Source organism: Methylobacterium sp. J-092 (assembly GCF_022829325.1).
Taxonomy (GTDB): domain Bacteria; phylum Pseudomonadota; class Alphaproteobacteria; order Rhizobiales; family Beijerinckiaceae; genus Methylobacterium.
Map to the genome: position 1 here is coordinate 1 of NZ_JAKSXU010000114.1, position 1,940 is coordinate 1,940.

Sequence of the window (1,940 nt, forward strand, 5' to 3'; positions counted from 1 at the left end):
GCCGAAGGCCGCTAAAGCCTCCGAGGCAGCCCCTAAGGCACGCGGTCGGAAGAAGGCCACCGAGACGGCCTGAGGCCGCTTAGCGCCTCGTTCCGGCACACCGCGGCACCTGTCGCGGTGACGGGCCTCTAACCAAGTGCCGGCATCCTGCACCCAGGCCATGTTGCGTATCGGCCTAGCTGGTGAGATCCGGGGTTCCCCTGCCGCGTGAGCAGATCGCGGCGGGGCCGAACCGTACGGGGTGCTAGGCCAGATCGTTCTGCTCGTCGGGGTCTTCCGGCAGGCGCTCCGCCGGATCAACCGTCTCCTTCGTGTGGCTTCCCTCGATCTTTGGGGCGGGAGCCTTCACCTCTGCGGTTTGAGTGCCGTCGGCCTTCGGCTCGTCCTTGTCGGGCATGGGCTTTCCTCCGTGTCGTTGACCTGTCCATGTGGCGCCTGGGAAGAGCCAGGCAATGAGGCTCTTCCCAGGCGAGGGGGCCTCAACCGCCTAGCAAGTTCTTCGCAAAATTCTCCGGCACCTCGCCAAACTGGCCAGGGATCATTGTGCTCTTCAACTATTTAGCAAATGCAGCAAGTGGAAAATCGATCAACCGAAAGTTGAGCCGAAAGACCAACAAACCTCGCTCATCTGTAACTTCCATGTACCAAGGGTTTCCACCAAGCAGTTGCTCGGCCTTCGCCTTGATGAGTTCTCCAGCGTAGCGCAGTGCTTCGATGCCAGCAGCTCGCTTGTCCGCAAATTCGATGCCGTCATCGTTCAAGCTGTTGCCATCGTCGTGAACGTTGAAATAATACCGAGGCATTTCATGCTCCGCTTGATCAATCGGTAGCGGATTTCGCCAATGGTCGCCAAGGTCGAAATTTATCATCTGTATTCGAGTGGCGATACGACAAAAGATGGTTTATTTATTTTTTGATACAATAAATACCGTGTCTTGAAATGCGTCGCATATGACGATTACATACTTTGAGTGATCTAAAGCGTTTTGCATAGCTTGACATTGATATGCATCAAATGACGATATGCAGCTTGGTTTTTGAGAATAGGATCGTCTCGACTGAACCCACGTCGAGGCGTGATGCACCATGCACTGACCCGGAAGCTGGAAGGCTTCGAGGCCCTATCGGATGACGATCGCCGGGCCCTGGATGGCCTGGTGCCGCGCATCCGAGAGGTCGGTCCACGCGTCGATCTGATCCAGGAGTGTGACGAACCCGAGAACGTCCATCTGATCCTCGACGGCCTCGCCTGCCGCTACAAGGTCCTGCCGGACGGCAAACGCCAGATCATGTCCCTCTTGGTTCCAGGGGACTTCTGCGATCTCAACGTGTTCATCCTCGACCAGATGGACCACAACATCGGCACGATCTCCCGGTGTCAGGTCGTCGACATACCGCGTCGGGCGATCGAGGAGATCACCGGGTCCCATCCTCAGATCACGCGGGCCCTCTGGTGGTGCGCCCTCGTCGACGAGGCGGTGCTGCGCGAGTGGCTGGTCAACCTCGGTGGCCGTGCCCCGGAGCAGCGTCTCGCTCACCTCCTCTGCGAACTGCTGGTCCGGCTCGATGCGGTCGGGAAGGTCACGAACGACAGCTACCCCTTCCCGTTCACGCAGGTCGAGCTTGCGGACGCGATGGGCTTGTCCGCCGTCCACGTGCACCGCACGCTGCGAGAGCTTCGTGACCTCGGCCTGATCACGATCAAACAGCGGGTTCTGACGATCCACGATGTCGAGCAACTGAAGGCGTTCTGCCGGTTCACGCCGAACTACCTCCACCTCAAGAACACCCGCTGGGGCGCACGCCGGAGCGAGCCGTGGCTGAACCAGCTCCGGGGAAGCTAGGCGTGGATGCGCGCGACAACGTCGAGGCGTTGCTCGTGCTGCAGCCGATCGCTGTCGACACAGGCAGCCCGGATCAGGAGGGACGGCTGGTACTGG

The 1,940-nt window shown here is 59.6% G+C and carries 3 protein-coding genes; 1 reads left to right on the forward strand and 2 read right to left on the reverse strand.

Translation table 11 applies throughout. The annotated features are described in order from the left end of the window. Positions 1-244: 244 nt before the first annotated feature. Positions 245-397, reverse strand: a complete 153-nt coding sequence (locus MKK60_RS13125) for a hypothetical protein (RefSeq protein ID WP_243986395.1) — start codon at positions 395-397, stop codon at positions 245-247. A gap of 157 nt (positions 398-554) precedes the next feature. Beyond that, a complete protein-coding gene (locus MKK60_RS13130) occupies positions 555-869 on the reverse strand; it encodes a DUF6894 family protein (RefSeq protein WP_243986397.1) in 315 nt (104 codons plus the stop codon). A 210-nt stretch (positions 870-1,079) separates the two neighbouring features. Between MKK60_RS13130 and MKK60_RS13135 the strand changes: the two genes are divergently transcribed. Beyond that, on the forward strand, positions 1,080-1,844 hold the full coding sequence (locus tag MKK60_RS13135; protein ID WP_243986398.1) for a Crp/Fnr family transcriptional regulator: 765 nt from the start codon (positions 1,080-1,082) through the stop codon (positions 1,842-1,844). Positions 1,845-1,940: the final 96 nt, after the last annotated feature.

Bases quoted from the DNA above. Each gene is read 5' to 3' on its own strand.
- MKK60_RS13135 (WP_243986398.1), top strand. From the start codon at position 1,080: ATGCACCATGCACTGACCCGGAAGCTGGAAGGCTTCGAGGCCCTATCG.
- MKK60_RS13125 (WP_243986395.1), bottom strand. From the start codon at position 397: ATGCCCGACAAGGACGAGCCGAAGGCCGACGGCACTCAAACCGCAGAG.
- MKK60_RS13130 (WP_243986397.1), bottom strand. From the start codon at position 869: ATGATAAATTTCGACCTTGGCGACCATTGGCGAAATCCGCTACCGATT.